Genomic DNA, 16,753 nt, shown 5'->3' with positions numbered 1-16,753 from the left:
CGGACGCCCCGGGCCGCCGGGGGCGGAGACCCGGGTGCCAGGCCGTTACGGCCGCGCCGGGGTGCTCAGGTCACTGTCCCGGGACAGCAGGCTGGTCACCACGCCGAGCAGGATGACCACCGCCGGGGCCAGGATCGCCTGGCCGAAGGCGGAGCCGGGGTCGGTCGCCACGATCCGCCACTGGATGAGTGCGCCGACGGTCGCCGCGCCCAGCACCGAGCCGAGCTGACGGGTCTGGTTGTAGACACCGGAGCCGGTGCCCATCTGGTGCAGTTCCAGGTCCCGCATCGTCGAGGCGGAGTTCGGCGCCCACACGAACGAGTTGCCCACACCGAGGACGATCAGGGGGATCACCGTCCACCAGTAGGAGGTTCCCGAGGACATGACCACGGTCATCCCGATGATGCCGACGAAGACGGCGGCGAAGCCGAAGGCACCGAGGCGGCGGGCGCTGAGCCGGTCACTCATCCGGCCGACGATCGGCGACAGGATCAGCGAGGTACCGGCCTGCGGGATCATCATCAGGCCGGCGCCCAGCGGGTCCAGCCCGTGGACCTGCTGGTAGTACATCGTGAACGGCAGGGGGATGGACGCCACGGTGAAGCCCATGGCCGTGATGCCGATGTTGCCGAGGCTGAAGTTGCGCACCTTGAACAGGCTCAGCGGCATCAGCGGGTCTCTGCCACGGTCCTCGGCGACGACCTGCTGTCGGACGAACCAGCCGAACAGGACGACGGCGGCGGCGACCATCACCCAGATCCACCAGGTCCAGTCCTCCTTCTCGCCCTGCTGCAGGGCGAACACGAGGAAGAACACGGCGGCGACCGACAGGATGATGGACAGCGGGTCGATGGGCCGGGTGGTGGTCTGCAGCTGCGGCACCCACCGGGTCACCGCCAGCACGGAGATGACGCCGATCGGCACATTGACGAAGAAGATCCACTCCCAGCCGACGTACTCGGTGATCAGTCCGCCGAGGATGGGGCCGGACAGTGTCGACAGGCTGGCCGTGGCACCCCAGACGCCGAGGGCTGCACCGCGCCGGTCGCGCGCGAAGATGCGGTTGATCACGGCCATGGTCTGCGGGGTGAGCAGCGCCGCACCCAGTCCCTGGACCGCACGGGCGGCGATGAGCATCTCGATGCTGCCGGACAGGCCGCACCACAGCGAGGAGAGGGTGAAGATCACCATGCCCACGCAGTAGACGTTCTTGGGGCCGAAGCGGTCGCCGAGGCGTCCGGTGACGAGCAGCGGGACGGCGAAGGTGAGCAGGTAGACCGAGGTGACCCAGATGACCGAGTTGTAGTCGGCGTCGAGATGGTCCTGGAACTCCGGGGTCGCCACCGCCACGATCGTCTGGTCGAGCAGGATCATGAAGAAACCCGTGCACAGCGCGATGAGCGCCTTCCACGCCTGCGGTTCGGGCAGCGGAAGTGAGGGGTACCGGGAGTTGTCCGCCCGGGTGTCGGTGGGGTTGTCGGCGTCAGTCACAGAGGGACAGTCTGCCACACGGTGCGGGTCAGGGGCAGTCCCTCCTGCCGGTCCCTCCTGCCGGCCCTGCCGCCCTTCTCCGGGGTCAGGAACCCAGCCGGGCGATCAGTCCCGGCAGCGCCTCGCGGAACGGCGGGAGCAGGTTGAGTTCGGCGACCTCGTCGAGCGGGCACCAGGCCAGGTCGGCGCTCTCCGCGGTGGGGTTGAGTTCCAGCGGGTGGTCGGCGGTGCACAGCACGGTGGTGTAGGTCCATTCCGGGACCGTGTCGTCGGGCACCTCCCAGCACAGGTCACCCTGCAGGGTGGCGACGAGCGGATAGCCGGTCTCCGGGTGGGTCAGGCGGTGACCCCGGACGGCGTCGAAGAGCGTGGCTCCCCCTGCCACGGCCGAGGTCACGGCGTCCGCCAGCGGCAGTTCGGCCTCGGTGAGCGGCACGCGGCGCAGGACATGGTCGAGCGGGGCCCGGGCGGTGACGACCGCCTCACCGGTGGTCACGTCGGACGGGTCCACGCCGGTCTCCTCCATGGTCTCGCGCAGCGCGGCCTCGACGGCGGTCTCGCCGGTGTCGATCGCGCCGCCGGGGATGCCCCAGGTGCCGCCGAAGTTGGTCCACATCGCCCGGTGCTGGACGAGCAGCAGGGTGACACCGTCCTCCGCGGTGGTCAGGAACAGTCCGGCCGCTCCGAGGGTGCCCCAGCGCCGGACGCCGTCCGCTCCGACGGCCCAGCCGTCACCGTGGATCTCCTGTGTTGCCATGGCGCCCACCCTACGCGTGCGGCCCGGCAACTGACCCGCCTGCACGCGACCGCCCCGAGCTCCCCGACTACCCTGGTCCGGTATGGACAGCCTCCACTCCGGTAGGCCGCACCCGGACCGGCAGGACCGGCAGGCCCGGCACACCAGGGGCCGCCGCGCCACCTTCACTGCCGACGACATCGTCGACGCCGCGCTCGACCTCGGTATCGGCACCTTCGCACTCGCCGACGTCGCCGCCCGCCTCGGCGTCGGCACGCCGGCACTCTACCGGCTGTTCCCGCACCGGGAGGCGGTGCTCGACGCCTGCCTGGCCCGCATCGCCACCGAGTTCCGCACACCCGACCCCGGCACCGGGTGGCAGGGCGTCCTCCGGCTCTGGGGCACCGAATGCTGGGACGCCTGCGAGCGCCATCCCGGCCTGGCGCCGATCGTCTACAGCCACCCGGCGGCGGCGCGGCTGCTCATCGTGCCGGCGACCACGCCCTGTCTGGACGCCGCGACGGCCGCGGGGCTCCCCCGCCTGCGTGCCGGATTCGGACTCGACTTCGTCTGCGGGGTCGCGTTCAGCACCCATGCCACCCTGTCGATGATGTCCGCTGCCCGCCTGCAGGCGGGGGACGCCCCCGGACCCGTCGTGGGGGTCAGCGACCCCGCGACCGCCCGTCGGCTGGTCGAGGAGAAGATCGACATCGTCGTGCGCGGGCTCGCCCACGACTGGGGCACCCCCGCTGTGCCCTGACAGCCCCTGACTGCCTCTACGGCCCTGGGGCACCCCCTGATCCCCCTGGCGGCCCCGGCGGTCACGCCGGGGCCGGCGGCCTACTTCCGGCCGGCCTCGAAGGCGGCGCCGACCTTGTACAGCCGGTCATCGCCGTGGGCCGGGCCCATGATCTGCAGACCGACCGGCAGGCCGGTGTCCTTCGCCAGCGGGGCCGGCACGGACATGCCGCACACCCCGGCCAGGTTCAGCGGCAGGGTGCACAGGTCGAACAGGTACATCGCCAGCGGATCGTCCGCCTTCTCCCCCAGCGCGAACGCCGTGGACGGGGTCACCGGGGAGACCAGCACGTCGACCTTCTCGTAGGCCTTCGCGAAGTCCTGCGCGATGAGGTTACGGACCCGCTGCGCCTGGATGTAGTAGGCGTCGTAGTAGCCCACCGACAGGGCGTAGGTGCCCAGGATGATGCGGCGCTTGACCTCCGGGCCGAAGCCCTCGGCGCGGGTGATGGCCATGACCTCGTCGGCGGAGTGGTGGCCGTCGTCGCCCCGGCGCTGGCCGTAGCGCATGCCGTCGAACCGGGCCAGGTTGGAGCTGACCTCACAGGGCAGGATGAGGTAGTAGGCGTTCAGCGCGTAGTCGAAGCTCGGGCAGTCGACCTCGACGATCGTCGCACCCTGGCTCTTCAGCTGCTCCAGGGAGGCCTTGTAGCTCTCCTCCACGCCGGGCTGCAGGCCGCGGACGGCCTCCAGCTGCTTGACCACACCGACGGTCACGCCGGTGAGGTCGCCGTTCGCGCCCTCCTTCGCCGCGGCGACGACGGGGGCGACCGGACGCTGCGAGCTCGTCGCGTCGAACCGGTCGTGGCCGGCGATGATCTCGTGGAGCAGCGCCGTGTCCAGCACGGTGCGGCCGGTCGGACCGCCCTGGTCGAGCGAGGACGCGCAGGCGACGAGTCCGTAGCGGGAGACCGACCCGTAGGTCGGCTTCACGCCGACGGTGTTGGTCAGTGCGGCGGGCTGGCGGATCGACCCGCCGGTGTCGGTGCCGATGGCCAGCGGCGCCATGCCCGCGGCCAGTGAGGCGGAGGAGCCGCCGCCGGAGCCGCCCGCGGTCCGGGTCAGGTCCCACGGGTTGTGGGTGGGGCCGTAGGCCGAGTTCTCGGTGGAGGACCCCATGGCGAACTCGTCCATGTTGGTCTTGCCGAGGATCGGGATGCCGGCGGCACGCAGCTTCGTGGTCACCGTCGCGTCGTAGGGGCTCATGTACCCCTCGAGGATCTTCGAGGCACAGGTCGTCGGTGCGTCGGTCGTCACGAAGACGTCCTTGAGCGCCAGCGGCACACCCGCCAGCGGCGAGGCCACGGTCCCGGCGGCGATGTCCTTGTCGACCTGTTCAGCGGCGGCGAGGGCGGCGTCCTCCCCGACGTGGAGGAATGCGTGGACGTCGCCGTCGACGGCGGCGATGCGGTCCAGGTGGGCGCGGGTGGCGTCCACCGAGCTGATCTCGCGGGAGTGGATCTTCTCCGCGAGCTCGGCGGCGGTCCAGGTGGTCAGGTCCGCATCGGTGCGCTCCCCGACGAGGGCGGTCTGCACAGTGTCAGTCATGGTGTTGTTCTCCTTGTCGCCGGTTCTACTCGCCCAGGATCCGCGGGACCTGGAAGCGGTCCTGGTCCTGCTTCGGGGCCTGGTCGAGTGCCTGCTCGGCGGTGAGCAGCGACTCGGGGACGTCCTCACGCATGACGGACACCGCGCCGTCGACGTTCTGGGTGGGGTGGCTCAGCGGGGTGACCCCGTCGGTGTCCACCTCCTGGATGGCGGCGACCGTGGCGACGATGTCGTCGATCTGGTCGGCGTAGTGCGTGAGTTCCTCCTCGGTCAGCGCGAGTCGGGAGAGCGTCGCGAGGTGGGCGACCTCGTCGCGGGAGATCTCGGGCACAGGGGATCCCTTCTGTCTGTGCATGGTGGTGGTCGGCCGTTACCGACCTGTCTTCTCTACCCGGACCACTGTAGTAGGACCACCGGACTCCGCGCCCACTGCGTCCGTCCTCCGACCACTGTGCCCTGCCCCGGTGGCCGGAGGTTCGCTACAATCGGCACGTTGCAAGCCACCGCACACCGGTTTCCGGTTGCTCTCCAGAATTAAGCGAGGTCCTGTTGTCCTACCTGATGCGTGTCCGTCTCCCCGACATTCCCGGCACCCTCGGCCTCATCGCCGCGACGCTGGGCGCGATCGACGCCGACATCAGGACAGTCGACGTCGTCGAACATGACCCCGACGGTTCCGTGGTCGACGACATCGTCGTCGACCTGCCTTCGGGCCGGTTGGCGGACGCCCTCATCAGTGCGGCCCAGGAGGTCGACGGCGTCTACGTCGATTCGCTCCGTCCCTTCTCCGGCTCCGTCGACCGCCGCGGCCAGGTCAGCCTCATCGCCTCGGTCGCCCGGCGCCGTCACCGGCGCGACGAGAGCCTGACCTCGCTGCTCGAGAAGCTGCCCAAGACGATGTCGGTGCAGTGGGCGGTCGTACTCGAATCCGTCACGGACGCCGACGGTGTCGTCGGGGTGCACCGGGTCGCGGCCTCATCCTCCGCGCCGGAGGACGACGGCAGGACGCTGCCGGAGACCCCCGTCACCGAGGCCAGGACCCTCACCGACGCGGATTCCTGGGTCCCCGACAGCTGGAAGGTCATGGATTCGGCGCTGGCCGCCACACCGCTCGACGGCACGGACCTCATCCTCGTCATCGGACGCCCCGGCGGGCCCGATTTCCTGCTCACCGAGATCGGACACCTCGGCGAGATGGGTCAGATCCTCGGCGCACTGCTGAGCTGAGCCGCTGCCGCGGCCCACTCTTCTCCTCCTTCGGCTCCTCCTTGGGACAGCAGGCCCGTTCAGCACCGAAAAAGTGACCTCCCGTCCCATACCTCGCCCCACGCACCGCCCGCCCTGCCACCGCGTGCCAGTTCTTGGGACGGCAGGCCCGTTCAGCACCGAAAAAGTGACCTGCCGTCCCATACCCCGCACCACCCGGCACCACCCCACCACGCACGTCCGCTCACTCCGTGCCGTCACCGGCATCTCCGGCGCCGCGGTCACCGGCTTGAACCGCCATTCCGATCACCGTGCTGACCTGGGTGAGCATCTTCCTGACATTCTTCATGAGGTCCTTGTCGATCCGGACCACCGTCCACTGCTCGTCACGCAGATCCTGCAACTGCGCAAAATCCCGGTCCGTCTGCCCTGCACCGGCGTGGTGTCCGCCGTCGTAGTACAGCCCCACCTTCAGCTCGGGACAACCCAGGTCAAGATAGGTTGTCCGGATCCGCTCACTACCGTCACTGCGGATGTCGCGGTACCGGACCGCGACCTGGGTGCGCCAGCGGTACCCGGCCGGAAGCAGCGCCCGGACGTAGAGCCGGAGCAGCGTCTCCCGCGGTGATTCCGCACCCCGACATGCCAGACCGGTGAGCTTCCTGACCTGCCGCCGTGAGACCAGTCCTTTCGCTGCGTAGGCGAACTCCCCGGCCGTCACCGTCGTGCACTGCACGAAGGCGTCGATGAGTTGGACGGCACGGATCTCCCTGTCCGTCAGGCCGGGGACTTCCGGCACCTGCCAGATATGGTGGCCCGACAATACGGAACGGACACACTGCGCCAGCGCGACCGGAACTGTCACGACCCGCATCGCCGGACACACCGGGTCCGGGGTGACCGTGTCCCGGTCGACGTCGAAGTTCTCCGGTGGCCGCCGTACCGCCACCCGGTACGGGTGCTCCGCCGCTACAGTCGTCCGGTGTGACCCGGAGGGCGCAGCGGTGAGACTGAGCATGAGGACCGGGGCCGAATCGGCCCAGTAGGGCAGCCCGTGGAGCGCCGCCGCCTGCCAGCCCGCGACGATACGGTCCGGGTAGAGAACGTGGAACGCCCGCGCCCGGAGCACACCGCAGGCACCGTAAACGCCACGATCTTCACCGGAATCCGGGATCTCGGCGGCGGGAACGACGATCCCGCGGGTGAGCGTGACGTAGTCCCGGTCGAGGGTCCTCCTGGTCACACCCCCGGCCAGCAGATCCTTCCGACGCCGAGGCATCATCACCGGGAGGATTCTGGTGCAGTACCAGGGTCCCCACCCGGGCGTGTAGCGCCCCTCATTCAGTGCGTCGATGATGTCCTGCGGCAGTTCCCATGCCGGATTGGTGTTGTTCTCCCCCATTCCTCCATCAAAGCAGATTTGGCACTGCAGAAATCCCCCCCGTGCGATCGTCACCCTCCCGACGTCCACACATTGGGCCGGCAGGTCCGCCCTCAACCGGAAAAGTGACCTGCCGTCCCACGATCCAGGGGAAGGCCGGTAGCCACAGCCCGGCTCAGCCCGGCACGGTCCCGGCGGCTACTCCTACTCCGCGGACGCCGGGGCCAGGAACAGCCGGTAGGAGGGGTCGTCGGTGATCTCGGTGAACGGGTAGGCCAGTTCCGCGAGGTGGGAGACGAACTCGGCACTGCCGGCCTCCTCGAACGCGGCGAGCACCCGACCGTAGTCCATGCCCTGACTGCGGTAGTGGAACGCGGTGATGTTCCACCGGGTGCCGAGGACGTCGAGGAACCGGATGAGGGCACCGGGGTGCTCCGGGAACTCGAAGGAGAACACCCGCTCGTCGACGAACCGCGGCGGCACGCCACCGACCATGTAGCGGACGTGTTCCTTGGCCACCTCGTCGTCGGAGAGGTCGACGACGTCGTAGCCGGCGTCGACCAGTGCTCCGGCGATGGCCTTGCGCTCGGCCGCCCCCTCCTTGAGCTGGACACCGACGAAGATCCGCGCGCTGTGCCCGTCCTTCTGGCCGGCACTGCGGTCGTCGACCCGGTAGTTGAACTCGGTGACCATCCGACCGTCGAGGACCTGGCAGAAACGCAGGAAGGCCCCCTGTTCCTCGGGGATGCTGACGGCGAAGATCCCCTCGCCGCCCTCACCGAGCTCGGCGCGCTCCGAAATGTAGCGCAGGGTGTGGAAGTTGAGGTTCGCTCCGGAAAGGACGTTCACCAGCGTCTCGTCGCGGATGTCGTTGGCGGCGACATACTTCTTCAGCCCGGCCAGCGACGTCGCGCCCGCGGGTTCGGCGATGGCACGCGTGTCATCGAAGAGGTCCTTGATCGCCGCACTGATCTCGTCGGAGCTGACGGTGATGACGTCATCGAGGTACTGCCGGCACAGCCGGAACGTCTCGGTCCCGATGGTCTTGACCGCGACCCCCTCGGCGAAGAGGCTGACGTGGTCGAGCGTGACCGGTTCGCCCGCTTCCAGGGCGGCGGTGAGGCAGGCGGACTCCTCCGGCTCCACACCGATGACCTGGATCGACGGGTCGAGTTCCTTGAGCAGCACGGCCACTCCTGCTGCGAGTCCGCCGCCGCCGACGGGGACGAACACGCGGTCGACGGTCTCCCCGGACTGGAAGATCTCCAGGCCGATGGTGCCCTGCCCGGCGATGACCGCCTCATTGTCGAACGGCGGGACGTACTCGAGGTTCTCCAGGCGCGCGAGTTCGATGGCCTTGCCCTGGGCGGCGTCGAAGTTCTCCCCGTGGAGGACCACCTCTCCCCCGAATCCGCGGACGGCGTCCACCTTGATCGACGGGGTGGTGACCGGCATGACGATGACGGACCGGATACCGAGGACCTGGCCGGACAGAGCCACACCCTGTGCGTGGTTGCCGGCGGAGGCGGTGATCACACCGGCGCAGTCGGTGAGCTGGGACATGCGGTTGAAGGCGCCGCGCAGCTTGAAACTGTGCACCGGCTGCTGGTCCTCGCGCTTGACCAGCACCCGGTTGTGAATTCGCTCCGACAGCCCGTCCATCGTCTCAATGGAGGTGTGCTTCGCGGCCCGGTAGACGGGAGCCGCGACGATGTCACGGAGGTACTGTGCCGAAGTCTTTGCCATGACAGACCATGCTACTCAGTGACCCGGCGCGACTGCGAGGCGCGTCACAGCTGCAGTGGCCAGGAGGTGTTCACGGTCGCCGCACGCTCCGGCTTGCCGCTCTTCTCGAAGTACTCCCGGAGCCCGGTCTGCTGCTCGTAGTACCAGGTGGCCTGGTCGAGCATGAGCTGGTCGGCGCTGACTCCGGTGAGTTTGTCGGGGTAGGCGCGGGCGAGTTTCCAGGCGATCCTCGCGGCCGCGACCGCGTCCGCCGACGCCTCATGGGCGTTGTCGAGGCTGACCCCGTAGTGTTCGCAGACCTGGGTGAGCCGACGGCCGCCCTTGCGGTAGCGGTCCACCGCCTTGTCGATCACCAGCGGGTCGACGACCGGGCCGTCGACGGCGAAGGTCGGCTCCAGCTGCCGCAGCACGGTGAGGTCGTAACAGGCGTTGTAGACGATGAGGGTGGCCCCCTCCTGCCAGCCGCGGCGGATGCGTTCGATGGTCTCGGCGAGGACCTCGTCGTGCGGCCGGCCGTGTTCCCGGGCGTACTCGGTGGTGATGCCGTGGACCTTCGTGGCGCCTTCGGGAATCTCCACGCCGGGGTCGGCGAGCAGCTCCAGGTCGTCGCGGTTCGGTCCCTTGATGGTGATGAGCGCGCTGGTCACGATGCGTGCGGTCATCGGGTCGGGGCCGGTGGTCTCCAGGTCGAAACTGAGCATGTGGCCGGGGTCGAACCGGGGTGTCGTCGTCATGGCAGCCACCCTATAACGCCCGCCGGACAGCGACGGCACCCCGTGTCCACCGGTGGGCGGGCACGGGGTGCCGTGACGTGCGGTGGATCCTGATCTACACGAGGAAGTCCTCGTACTCGGGGGTGTCGACGGCGAGTGCCTCGTCGTCACCGAACAGGTAGTAGGAGGCGCCGGCCGTCATGTCGGCGATCTCTTCACGGCTGAGCTGGTTGAACATGGTGTCCGTCCTCTCTGGAAGGTGTGGGGTGTTCCTCTGACTCCGACGACACTATGTTTTCTGCCACGAACAGATCTACCCCTGCGCACCCCGTCCCCCCGTATAGTTCCATCACCACCTGACCGTCGCCCCAGCACAGCGGCGCTCAGCGACGACCGAGAAGTTGTTTTGACCGGACGCATCCCCACCCCCACCTGCTGTGATGCGTCCCGCACCGGTCCCGTCCACTGTGATCTGACACTCACCTGCCGGCAGAACTACCTGCCGCCGGCGTCCGACGGCGTCCGCCGGCGTCCGATGCTGTCCGACGGCGTCCGCCGGAATCCGACGCTGTCCGGTGGCGCCGCTAGAATCGTCGACGTGACTGACACCCCGGAACAGACCCCCGCAGCGACAACCGACGGCACCCCCGCACAGCAGTGGACCCGCCTGGCGGATCTGGTCCGGCACCACCGGGACCTCTACTACTACGGCACCCCGGAAATCTCGGACGCCGAGTTCGACACCTACATGCGTGAGCTCCAGCAGCTCGAGGCCGAACACCCCGAGGCGGTGACCGGCCCGAGCCCGACCCAGGAGGTCGCCCCGCCGCCCACCCCGGGGCGGTCCCCGTTCCGCAATGTCGACCACCGCGAGCGCATGCTCAGCCTCGACAACGTCTTCGACGCCGACGAGCTCACCGAGTGGCTGCACCGCACTCCGGCCGACACGTACCTCACCGAGCTGAAGATCGACGGCGCCTCCATCGACCTGCTGTACATCGACGGGGTGCTCGACACGGCCCTGACCCGGGGCGACGGGGTGACCGGTGAGGACATCACCCACAACGCCCGGATGATCCGGGACATCCCCGACCGGCTCACCGGCACCGACGAGTTCCCGGTCCCCCACCTGGTCGAGATCCGCGGCGAGATCTTCATCACCGTCGAGGATTTCGCCACGATGAACGCCGACCGGCAGGCCGAGGGAAAGAAGATGTTCGCCAACCCGCGCAATGCCGCGGCCGGGGCGATGCGGCAGAAGAATCCGGCGGAGACCGCGAAGCGTCCGCTCAAGCTGATCTGCCACGGCATCGGCGCCCGGGAGGGTTTCGAGCCGGCCACCCAGCATGACGCGTACCGGGCGATCGCGGCGTGGGGGCTGCCGGTCAGCCCGTACACGAAGCAGGTCCATTCGGCGAAGGAGGTCCTGGAGCGCGTCGAGTACTGGGGCGGGCACCGCCACGATGCCGCCCACGAGATGGACGGCGTGGTCGTCAAGGTCGACTCCCTGGCCGAGCAGGAACGGTTGGGCGCCACCAGCCGTGCACCACGGTGGGCCATCGCCTACAAGTACGCCCCGGAGGAGGCGATGACGACGGTGGAGTCGATCCGCGTCGGGATCGGACGCACCGGGCGCGCCACCCCGTTCGCCGTGATGAGCCCCACCTACGTCGCCGGGTCGACGGTCTCGATGGCGACCCTGCACAATCCCACCGAGGCGCACCGCAAGGGCATCCGGTTGGGCGACCGGGCGATGATCCGCAAGGCCGGTGAGGTCATCCCCGAGGTCCTCGGACCGGTCGAGGAGGCGCGCGACGGCTCCGAACGCGAGTTCCTCTTCTCCTCGGTCTGCCCGGAGTGCGGGACCCCGCTCGCCCCGACGAAGGAGGGGGACGCCGACTGGCGCTGCCCCAACACCCGCTACTGCCCGGGCCAGCTCCAGAACCGGCTGAACTACCTGGCAGGACGCGGCGCCTTCGACATCGACGCGCTCGGTGAGCGTGCCGCCCACGACCTCATCGCCTCCGGCGTCCTGCCCGATGAGGGACGCCTGTTCTCCCTGACAGCCGAGGATCTCACCACCACCAGTGCGTACACGACGAAGGCCGGGAAGCTGAACAAGCCCGGTGAGATCCTGCTGGCGAACCTGGAGCAGGCCAAACAGGTTGACCTGTGGCGGGTGATCACCGCCCTGTCGATCCGCCATGTCGGTCCGACGGCGGCGAAGGCCCTGGCCGCCACCCTGCAGTCCATCCCCGCCATCGATGAGGCGTCGGTGGAGGACATGGCGGAGATCGACGGTGTCGGCGGGATCATCGCGCAGTCGGTGAAGGACTGGTTCGCCGTGGACTGGCACCGGGAGATCGTGGACGCCTGGGCCGAGGCCGGCGTCCGGATGGAGCAGATTGTCGAGGCCTCCGATCTTCCGGAGCAGACCCTGGCCGGGCTCACGGTCGTCGTCACCGGCTCCCTGGAGAACTACGACCGGACCAGCGCGAAGGAGGCCGTCGAGTCCCGCGGCGGCAAGGCTGCGGGTTCGGTGTCGAAGAACACCGACTTCCTCGTCGCCGGCGAGAAGGCCGGCTCGAAGCTCACCAAGGCCGAGGATCTCGGCGTCCCGGTACTCGACGAGGACGGGTTCGAGACGCTGCTGACCGAGGGCCCGGACGCGGTGAGGTAGGACGCGCCTGCCCCAGGCTGCCCCGTCCGTGTGTCCCGCTGGACCCGGTCGATGAGTCCTGCGCCTGACCCTTGACCACGGCCCCGTCAGGGCTTAGCCTCGTCCCCATGATCATCTGCGACTCCCACTCCGCGCCACTGTCCGCGCGGTCCGTGCGCTGACGTCGTAGAGCCTGCCGTCCCGGCCCTGCTCCGATCAGCGCGACCGCTGATCACCGGGAGGCCCCTGTGTTATCCACACACCCTTCAGTCGTCCTCGACGACCTCACTGTCACCTGGCCGGACGGCACACCCGTCCTGGACCATCTCACCGCCGCGTTCCCCGCCGGATGCACCGGTCTGACCGGCGCGAACGGCACCGGGAAGTCCACGCTGCTCCGCGTCCTCACCGGGGAACTGTCCCCCACCTCCGGGCATCTTTCCGTCCCCGGTTCCGGGCCCCCCCACGACGTGGGGTACCTGCCGCAGCGCCTCACACCGGACACAGACGTCACGGTCGCCGACCTCCTCGGCGTCCGGGGCATCCTCGACGCGCTGGACCGGATCGGGCACGGCAGCACCGACCCGGCCGACTTCGACACTGTCGGTGACGACTGGGACATCGGCGACCGGTGCCTCGCCGACCTCGCCGCCGCCGGGCTCGACGGCATCGCCCTCACCCGGCGCGTCAGGACGCTCTCCGGCGGGCAGACCGTCCTCACCGCCCTCGTCGGTCTGCGCCGGAGCCGCCATGAACTCGTCCTGCTCGATGAACCGACGAACAATCTCGACCGGCATGCCCGGGAGTACCTGTACGACGCCGTGGCCGGCCACACATCCTGGGCGCCGACCCTCATCGTCGTCTCCCACGATGTCGAGCTCCTCGACCTCATGGACCATACTGCCGAGCTGCACACCGGGTCGCTGACGGTGTTCGGCGGCCCGTACTCCGCCTACCGTGAGCAACGTGCCGTGCAGCAGGCCGCGGCGGAACAGGCGCTCAGCACCGCCGAACAGGCACTGAAGACCGAGCAGCGCCAGCAGGTGGAGGCACAGACCAGGCTCGCCCGTCGGCTGAGGTACGCGAAGAAGGACTTCGCCAACAAACGGCGTCCGAAACAGATCATGAACAACCGGAAGCAGGAGGCCCAGGTCAGCGCCGGGAAACTGCGGACCGCCATGGCGGGCGACGTGGAGTCCGCACAGGCCGCTGTCGAGAAGAAGGCCGCCGCGGTCCGGTGCGATGACCATGTCCGCATCGATCTGCCGGACCCGGGCGTCCCCGCGTCCCGGGTCATCGCCGAGCTGCCCACCCCGTCGGGCGGTGTGATCCTGCAGGGCCCGGAGCGTCTGGCCGTCACCGGTGACAACGGCTGCGGCAAGACCCGGCTGCTCGAGGATCTCGTCCACGGACGACGTGGCTGCCTGCACACCGACCGGGTCGGGTACCTGCCGCAGCGTTCCGACGATCTCGACGAGGGTGCGACGGTGTTCAACCAGGTGCGGATCGCCGCTCCTTCCGCCGATCCCCAGCGGATCCGGGCGCAACTGGCCCGGTTCCTCTTCCGGAAGGACGACGTCGACCGGCGCATCGGCGTTCTCTCCGGTGGCGAACGTTTCCGGGTGTCCCTGGCCCGGCTGCTACTCACGGAGCCGACGAACCAGCTGCTCATCCTCGATGAGCCGACGAACAACCTCGACCTGGCGACCGTCGACGCACTGGTGGAGGCGTTGGCGTCCTACCGGGGTGCCCTGATCGTCGTCAGCCACGACGAGGTTCTGCTCGACCGGCTGAGGGTAGGCTCACGGGTATGTCTGTCGTGAAGATCAACGCCATTTCCGTCCCCGAGGGTGCCGGCCCCGAACTGGAGAAGCGGTTCGCCGGCCGCGCGCACACCGTGGAGAACTCCCCCGGTTTCGAGGGCTTCCAGCTGCTGCGCCCGACCAACGGCGACGACCGCTACTTCGTCGTCACCACCTGGGCGTCCGAAGAGGATTTCCGGGCGTGGGCCGCGGGTCCGGCGAAGGCGGCGCACAGCGGCAGCCACTCCGGCGCCGGGAAGAAGCCGGTGGCCACCGGTGCCGACCTGCTGGAGTTCGAGGTCGTCGATCTCGACGCGATCGCCGGACAGGAGTAGCCGCCCCGCCCCGCCGCCGAAACCGTCAGAAGTATTACCGCCTCAGCCGGCCGCAACGGGACATTTCCCCAGGTCGCCGAAAAAAGTACCGGCCTGAGGTGGTAATACTTTCCGGGCCGTGCACCAAGCCGGGCACCGGGTCGGGCGCTGGGCCGCGCAACAGCCGCGCCGGTCAGTTCCGGTGCAGCAGTGCGGCGGCCCCGCGCACGGTCCGCGCCAGCTCGGCCGCCGCATTCGGAGTGAGGACGCCGGCGCCGTCACCGGCACTGCACGCCACCAGGTCGATCTGCGGCTCGGGGCTCGCGCCGTCGAAGGTCCACTGCCGCCAGGTGCGCATCACCGCGTGCGCGATGTCCTCGCTGGAGCGGTCACCGTACACCCGCCAGGCCACCGACGATCCACCGTCGATCAACCGGGCGACATCGTCGTCCAGTTCATCGGCCACCAGGACGTCCGCCCCGGTGTGCACCAGGTCCGGGTACATGCAGCCGGCGTCCAGCGCGATGACCCGGGCGGCGTCCCCACCGTCGGCGTCGTCACCCGCGGTGGCCTCATCAGCACCGTCGGCACCGACCTGAGCACCGTCGGCGCCACGCACCTGGTCGAGGAACCGCCGCTCGACGTTCACGGCGATCTCGCGGTCCACACTCATCGTCTCGAATTCGGTCGCACCCTCCAGCCGCGAGGTCACCTCCGGCAGCCGTCGTTCGTGGACGTGCACCACCGAGGCGCCGACCGCGTCGCAGAATTCGCGCACCCCCTCCCCCAGTGCCAGGGCCACGTCCCGGAAGGCCGGCCGGTCGAAACACAGCGGGTGCCCGTGGTACTCCACGGACGCCCCGAAGGTCCACGGCCCGGTCACGTGCACCATGAGCCGGTCAGCACCGGGCATGACCTCGGCGACGAGGTCGGTGAGTTCGTGGCGGCGTCCCAGGAATGCGCGCATGTCAAGGGTCTTCCCCGGTGCGATCTCCCAGCCGCGGGAGTGGGACCGCAGGTAGGGCCCGCCTACGGTCACCCCCATCGCGGCGGTCTCCATGAGCAGACCACCGTCGACGGCGGACCGGGGCAGGCTCAGCGGCGGCACCACGCCGACGTCCTCGTCGACGTCCCTGGTCCGGCGGGACGCCGCGGCGAGGGCGGCGTGCAGGTCACTGTGGGTGGTGCGGATGTCCTCCCACCAGGCCAGCCGGGTCATGCAGTCCGCGCCTCTGCCCCGGTGCCGGCGTCCTGCCAGGGGACGGTGGCACTGATGGTGCCAGAGCCGATGAGGATGTCCCCGGCCTCGTCGGGCAGGTAGATCACGGCCGCCTGGCCCCGGGCGACGCCCTGCAGCGGTTCGTGCAGTTCCAGTTCCACGGCCGCCTCGGGCCCGTCGGACGCCGCCCCGGTCAGCGTCGCGGTCGCCGGGACCACCCCGCCGTGGGCGCGGACCTGGACCTCACAGTCGAAGTGCCGGCCGTGCTTCGCCGGGTCGAGCCGCTTGAGCCGGTCGGCGGTGATGTGCCCGGTCCGCAGGTCGCGCTTGCGGCCGACGGTCACGGTGCCGGTGGCCGCGTCAATGTCGGTGACGTAGCGCGGCTGCCCGTCGGCGGCGGGGCCGGGCAGGCCGAGGCCCTTGCGCTGGCCGATGGTGAAGCCGTAGACGCCGTCGTGTTCGGCCAGGGTCTCACCGTCGACGGACTTCACGATGCCGGGGCGCATGCCGATCCTCGTGCCGAGGAAGGCCTGCGTCCGCCCGTCGGGGATGAAGCAGATGTCGTGGCTGTCCGGCTTGGAGGCCACCCCGAGCCCCAGTTCGGCGGCCTCCTCCCGGATCTGCGGCTTCCAGGTGTCGCCGACCGGGAACAGGCAGTGGGCCAGCTGGTCGTCGGTGAGCACGCCGAGGACGTAGGACTGGTCCTTGTTGTCGTCGATGCCGCGGCGCATCACCCCGTCGTGCAGCTGCGCGTAGTGGCCGGTGACGACCGCGTCGAAACCGAGGGCGATGGAGCGGTCGAGCAGTGCCTCGAACTTGATCTTCTCGTTGCAGCGCAGGCAGGGGTTGGGGGTCTCGCCGATCTCGTAGGACTCGACGAAGTTGTCGATGACGTCGGCCTTGAACCGGTCGGAGAAGTCCCAGACGTAGAAGGGGATGCCGAGTGCGTCGCAGACCCGGCGGGCGTCGGCGGAATCCTCGAGGGAGCAGCAGCCGCGCGACCCGGCGCGGACCGCGTCCGGGGACTGGGACAGGGCTAGGTGGACGCCGATGACCTCGTGTCCGGCCGCCAGTGCCCTGGCCGCCGCCACGGAGGAATCGACGCCTCCGCTCATCGCCGCGACTACCCGCATCCGCCTG

Annotated in this window: 15 protein-coding genes; 5 read left to right on the top strand and 10 right to left on the bottom strand. The window is 69.5% G+C overall.

Features of this window, described 5'->3' with window-relative positions:
• Positions 1-45: 45 nt before the first annotated feature.
• Entirely contained in the window at positions 46-1,491 is a 1,446-nt protein-coding gene (locus FSW06_RS00950) for an MFS transporter (RefSeq protein ID WP_010119188.1), read from the bottom strand.
• 85 nt (positions 1,492-1,576) lie between these two features.
• A complete protein-coding gene (locus tag FSW06_RS00945) occupies positions 1,577-2,248 on the bottom strand; it encodes an NUDIX domain-containing protein (RefSeq protein WP_010119189.1) in 672 nt (223 codons plus the stop codon).
• Between the two features lie 82 nt (positions 2,249-2,330).
• On the opposite strand from FSW06_RS00945, the gene FSW06_RS00940 reads away from it, so the two are divergent.
• Entirely contained in the window at positions 2,331-2,987 is a 657-nt protein-coding gene (locus FSW06_RS00940; RefSeq protein ID WP_010119191.1) for a TetR/AcrR family transcriptional regulator, read from the top strand.
• 80 nt (positions 2,988-3,067) lie between these two features.
• On the opposite strand, the gene gatA is transcribed toward FSW06_RS00940, so the two are convergent.
• The gene (gatA, locus tag FSW06_RS00935) at positions 3,068-4,573 is read right to left on the bottom strand and encodes an Asp-tRNA(Asn)/Glu-tRNA(Gln) amidotransferase subunit GatA (RefSeq protein WP_010119193.1); all 1,506 of its coding nucleotides are present in this window, start codon (positions 4,571-4,573) and stop codon (positions 3,068-3,070) included.
• 25 nt (positions 4,574-4,598) lie between these two features.
• On the bottom strand, positions 4,599-4,904 hold the full coding sequence (gene gatC, locus FSW06_RS00930; RefSeq protein ID WP_010119195.1) for an Asp-tRNA(Asn)/Glu-tRNA(Gln) amidotransferase subunit GatC: 306 nt from the start codon (positions 4,902-4,904) through the stop codon (positions 4,599-4,601).
• Between the two features lie 230 nt (positions 4,905-5,134).
• Here gatC and FSW06_RS00925 point away from each other — a divergent pair, with 230 nt between their 5' ends.
• Positions 5,135-5,800, top strand: a complete 666-nt coding sequence (locus FSW06_RS00925; RefSeq protein ID WP_193345942.1) for an ACT domain-containing protein — start codon at positions 5,135-5,137, stop codon at positions 5,798-5,800.
• A 223-nt stretch (positions 5,801-6,023) separates the two neighbouring features.
• On the opposite strand, the gene FSW06_RS00920 is transcribed toward FSW06_RS00925, so the two are convergent.
• The 4 genes from FSW06_RS00920 to FSW06_RS14895 form a co-directional block, all read right to left on the bottom strand.
• Positions 6,024-7,181, bottom strand: coding sequence for an endonuclease domain-containing protein (locus FSW06_RS00920; protein WP_010119199.1), 1,158 nt, complete (start codon positions 7,179-7,181; stop codon positions 6,024-6,026).
• Between the two features lie 183 nt (positions 7,182-7,364).
• Entirely contained in the window at positions 7,365-8,906 is a 1,542-nt protein-coding gene (gene ilvA / locus FSW06_RS00915; protein WP_010119201.1) for a threonine ammonia-lyase, biosynthetic, read from the bottom strand.
• Positions 8,907-8,950: 44 nt separating this feature from the next.
• Positions 8,951-9,640, bottom strand: coding sequence for a 3'-5' exonuclease (locus FSW06_RS00910; RefSeq protein WP_010119202.1), 690 nt, complete (start codon positions 9,638-9,640; stop codon positions 8,951-8,953).
• A 94-nt stretch (positions 9,641-9,734) separates the two neighbouring features.
• Positions 9,735-9,857 (bottom strand): hypothetical protein, encoded by a 123-nt coding sequence (locus tag FSW06_RS14895; RefSeq protein WP_010119203.1) that lies wholly within the window; start codon positions 9,855-9,857, stop codon positions 9,735-9,737.
• A gap of 168 nt (positions 9,858-10,025) precedes the next feature.
• On the opposite strand from FSW06_RS14895, the gene ligA reads away from it, so the two are divergent.
• From ligA to FSW06_RS00895, 3 genes are all read left to right on the top strand, one after another.
• On the top strand, positions 10,026-12,299 hold the full coding sequence (gene ligA, locus FSW06_RS00905) for an NAD-dependent DNA ligase LigA (RefSeq protein ID WP_010119204.1): 2,274 nt from the start codon (positions 10,026-10,028) through the stop codon (positions 12,297-12,299).
• A gap of 227 nt (positions 12,300-12,526) precedes the next feature.
• Positions 12,527-14,101, top strand: a complete 1,575-nt coding sequence (locus tag FSW06_RS00900; protein WP_010119205.1) for an ABC-F family ATP-binding cassette domain-containing protein — start codon at positions 12,527-12,529, stop codon at positions 14,099-14,101.
• Positions 14,089-14,415 (top strand): antibiotic biosynthesis monooxygenase family protein, encoded by a 327-nt coding sequence (locus FSW06_RS00895; RefSeq protein ID WP_010119206.1) that lies wholly within the window; start codon positions 14,089-14,091, stop codon positions 14,413-14,415. Before FSW06_RS00900 ends, FSW06_RS00895 begins: the two co-directional genes overlap by 13 nt.
• Before the next feature lie 172 nt (positions 14,416-14,587).
• Here FSW06_RS00895 and FSW06_RS00890 read toward each other — a convergent pair whose 3' ends face one another.
• Together FSW06_RS00890 and mnmA are read right to left on the bottom strand one after the other, a co-directional pair.
• Complete coding sequence (locus FSW06_RS00890; protein WP_010119207.1) at positions 14,588-15,613, bottom strand: uroporphyrinogen decarboxylase/cobalamine-independent methonine synthase family protein; 1,026 nt, start codon at positions 15,611-15,613, stop codon at positions 14,588-14,590.
• The gene (mnmA, locus tag FSW06_RS00885; protein ID WP_010119209.1) at positions 15,610-16,746 is read right to left on the bottom strand and encodes a tRNA 2-thiouridine(34) synthase MnmA; all 1,137 of its coding nucleotides are present in this window, start codon (positions 16,744-16,746) and stop codon (positions 15,610-15,612) included. The genes FSW06_RS00890 and mnmA overlap by 4 nt, the downstream gene beginning before the upstream one ends.
• Between the last annotated feature and the right edge of the window lie 7 nt (positions 16,747-16,753).

This window comes from Corynebacterium nuruki S6-4, assembly GCF_007970465.1.
Taxonomy (GTDB): Bacteria; Actinomycetota; Actinomycetes; order Mycobacteriales; family Mycobacteriaceae; genus Corynebacterium; species Corynebacterium nuruki.
The sequence above is the reverse complement of the archived record's forward strand: the minus strand, read 5'-3'. Positions and strand labels throughout refer to the sequence as shown.